The 3,833-nt window shown below is 66.0% G+C and carries 3 protein-coding genes; all 3 read left to right on the forward strand.

Going from position 1 to position 3,833, the window contains the following annotated elements; all coding sequences use genetic code 11:
• Positions 1 to 1,580 (forward strand): acyclic terpene utilization AtuA family protein (locus tag AC2VOU_RS05970; RefSeq protein ID WP_486956539.1); only part of this gene is annotated, 1,580 nt, incomplete at its 5' end.
• Entirely contained in the window at positions 1,577 to 2,725 is a 1,149-nt protein-coding gene (locus AC2VOU_RS05975; protein ID WP_486956540.1) for an acyl-CoA dehydrogenase family protein, read from the forward strand. The genes AC2VOU_RS05970 and AC2VOU_RS05975, both read left to right, overlap by 4 nt.
• Positions 2,726 to 2,813: 88 nt before the next feature.
• A partial coding sequence (locus AC2VOU_RS05980) for an acyl-CoA carboxylase subunit beta (protein WP_486956541.1) occupies positions 2,814 to 3,833 on the forward strand: 1,020 nt, incomplete at its 3' end.

A 3,833-nucleotide genomic window follows, 5' to 3' on the forward strand; every position in this document is an offset into this window, starting at 1 on the left:
TGCTGATTCTCGGTCGCGACCGGATGAAACACCCCGACCGCGGCTACGCCAAGACCTTCCTGACCCAACTTGAGGACTGTCTGGGATTGGCCTGCGACCGTGGGGTGCGCATTGTCGCCAACGCCGGCGGCCTGAACCCCGCCGGGCTGGCAGAGGCCGTACGGGAGCTGGCCGAGCGTCTGGGTATCGGCGCCCGGATCGCCCACGTCGAAGGCGACGACCTCCAGCCGCGGGCAGCAGAATTAGGGCTTGGCACGCCGTTGACCGCCAATGCCTATCTAGGCGCGTGGGGCATCGTCGACTGCCTCAGTGCCGGAGCCGATGTCGTCGTCACCGGCCGAGTCACCGACGCATCGGTGACCGTCGGGGCGGCGGCCGCACACTTCGGGTGGGGCCGCACCGACTACCACCAGCTTGCCGGCGCCGTGGTCGCTGGCCATGCCATCGAATGCGGCGTCCAAGCCACCGGCGGCAACTACTCGTTCTTCACCGAAATTTCGGAGTCCTCCGGCCTCCTGCACCCCGGTTTCCCCCTAGCCGAGATCAACGCCGACGGCTCCTCGGTGATCACCAAACACCGCGGCACCGGCGGCCTGGTCAGCATCGACACCGTCACCGCCCAGCTGCTCTACGAGATCACCGGCGCCCGCTACGCCAACCCGGACGTCACGGCCCGGATGGACACCATCGACCTATCCGCCGACGGCCCCGACCGGGTCCGCATCGCGGGTGTGATCGGCGAACCGCCACCGCCTACGCTGAAGGTGTCACTAAACAGCATCGGCGGATTCCGCAACGCCATGACATTCGTCCTGACCGGCCTGGACATCGAGGCCAAGGCCGACCTGCTGCGACGCCAGCTGGAAGCTAGCTTGACCGTCAAGCCCGCCGAGCTTGAGTGGTCGTTGGCCCGCACCGACCACCCCGACGCCGACACCGAAGAAGCCGCGAGCGCCTTGCTGCACTGTATTGTTCGCGACCCCGACCCCGCCAATGTCGGTCGCCGATTCTCCTCGGCTGCAGTCGAATTAGCACTCGCGAGCTATCCGGGGTTCAGCGTCACCGCCCCGCCAGGCGACGGTCAGGTCTACGGCGTCTTCACGCCCGGCTATGTCGACGCCGCCCAAGTGCCGCACATCGCGGTGCACTCCGATGGCACTCGCACCAATATTCCTTGTGCGACAGACACGTTGGAGCTAACACCCGTTACTCCCCCGCCGCTGCCGGATCAGCTGCCGGCCGGGTCGGTGCGCAGGGTGCCGCTGGGCCGGATCGCCGGGGCCCGCAGCGGCGATAAGGGCGGGTCAGCCAACATCGGCGTCTGGGTGCGCACCGACGAGCAGTGGCACTGGCTGGCCAACACGCTGACCGTCGAGCTGCTCAAGGAGCTACTTCCCGAGACGGCCGACCTCGACGTCACCCGCCATGTGCTGCCCAACTTGCGGGCGGTGAACTTCGTCGTCGAAGGTATCCTCGGCAAGGGCGTTGCCTACCAAGCGCGATTCGATCCCCAAGCCAAGGGACTAGGCGAATGGCTGCGCAGCCGCCATGTCGACGTCCCGGAGAGCCTCTTGTCATGAGCATCTGGACCACACCGGAGCGCGAACAGCTGCGAAAGGCGGTGCGCTCGTTCACCGAACGGGAGATCCTGCCCAATATCGACGAGTGGGAGCGCACCGGCGATCTGCCCCGCGATTTGCACCGCCGCGCGGGGGCAGCCGGGCTGCTCGGCGCGGGCTTTCCCGAAGCGGTGGGCGGCGGTGGCGGCGACGGCGCCGACTCGGTGATCATCTGCGAGGAGCTGCACCAAGCCGGCGCACCTGGCGGGGTTTTCGCTTCGTTGTTCACGTGCGGAATCGCGGTGCCGCACATGGTCGCGTCCGGCGATGCGCGGCTGATCGAGGAGTTCGTGCGGCCGACGTTGGCCGGCGAACTCATTGGTGCGCTGGCCATCACCGAGCCCGGCGGCGGTTCGGACGTCGGACACCTACTCACCACCGCGGTCTTAGCAGGCGATCACTACCTCGTCAACGGCGCCAAGACCTACATCACCTCCGGGGTACGGGCCGACTACGTCGTCACCGCGGTGCGTACCGGAGGCCATGGCGCCGCAGGGGTTTCGCTGCTCGTGGTCCAGAAGGACACACCTGGCTTTGCAGTCAGCCGCAAGCTGGACAAGATGGGCTGGCGGTCCTCAGATACCGCCGAGCTGTGCTACGTCGACGCGCGCGTGCCGGCGGGCAAGCTGGTCGGCGCCGAGAGCACCGGATTCGCCCAGATCGCCCAGGCATTCGTATCCGAGCGCATCGCCCTTGCCTCGCAAGCATATTCGAGCGCGCAGCGGTGCCTGGACATCACCGTGCAGTGGTGCCGCGACCGGGAAACGTTCGGCCGTCCGCTGATATCCCGACAGGCGGTGCAGAACACGCTCGCCGAGATGGCCCGCCGCATCGACGTGGCGCGCGTATATTCCCGCAATGTCGTGGAGCGTCAGCTGGCGGGAGAGACGAACCTGATCGCGCCGGTGTGTTTCGCGAAGAACACCGCCGTCGAGGCCGGGGAATGGGTTGCCAACCAAGCTGTGCAGTTGTTCGGCGGCATGGGCTACATGGCCGAATCCGAAGTCGAACGCCAATACCGGGACATGCGGATCCTCGGCATCGGCGGCGGAACCACCGAAATCCTCACTTCACTCGCCGCGAAAACCCTTGGATTCCAATCATGATTACACCACCTCCTCGCCCCCTCGCCGCTGCGCGGCTGGGGGTACCCCCACATCGCTTCGCTCTGCATCGTCGGCGGTGGTCATGACCGTGTTGCGATCCACACTCGATCCGAAGTCCGATGCCTATTCCGAGGCAGCTTCGGCGATGACGACAAAGCTGGGCGAGATCGACGCTGAACTTACCAACGCGTTGGCCGGGGGCGGCCCGAAGTACGTCGAGCGTCATCACGCTCGCGGCAAGCTGACAGCCCGGGAACGCATCGAGCTGCTCGTCGACCCCGACTCCCCGTTTCTGGAGCTCAGCCCGCTGGCGGCGTATGGCAGCGCGTTCGCAGTCGGCGCCAGCCTGGTCACCGGCATTGGCGTGGTGTGCGGCGTCGAATGCATGATCGTCGCCAACGACCCCACCGTCAAAGGCGGCACCAGCAACCCGTGGACATTACGAAAGATACTGCGGGCCAATAAGATCGCCTTCCAGAACCGGCTTCCGGTCATTTCGCTGGTGGAATCCGGTGGGGCAGACCTGCCCACCCAGAAGGAAATCTTCATCCCCGGCGGGCAGATGTTCCGCGACCTGACCCGGCTTTCGGCGGCCGGGATCCCCACCATCGCCCTGGTGTTCGGCAACTCCACCGCCGGCGGTGCCTACGTGCCGGGGATGTCCGATCACGTGGTGATGATCAAGGAACGCTCTAAGGTATTTTTGGCCGGCCCGCCGCTGGTGAAGATGGCCACCGGCGAGGAATCCGATGACGAGTCTCTTGGTGGAGCCGAAATGCATGCGCGCATATCGGGTTTAGCTGACTACTTCGCCGTCGACGAGCTCGACGCGATCCGCATCGGGCGTCGCATCGTGACGCGGCTGAACTGGGTCAAACAGGGACCTGCCCCTAGGCCGGTGACCGAACCGCTGTTCGATACCGAAGAGCTGATCGGCATCGTGCCCGCAGATCTGCGTATCCCGTTCGACCCTCGTGAGGTGATCGCCCGCATCGTTGATGGCTCCGACTTCGACGAGTTCAAACCGCTGTACGGGTCGTCGCTGGTGACCGGCTGGGCCCAGTTGCACGGGTATCCGCTGGGGATCCTGGCCAACGCGCGGGGCGTG

It is taken from the genome of Mycobacterium sp. TH-M25 (assembly GCF_057473665.1).

Coding starts and splice junctions, on each gene's coding strand:
- AC2VOU_RS05975 (WP_486956540.1), top strand. CDS start 1,577: ATGAGCATCTGGACCACACCGGAGCGCGAACAGCTGCGAAAGGCGGTG.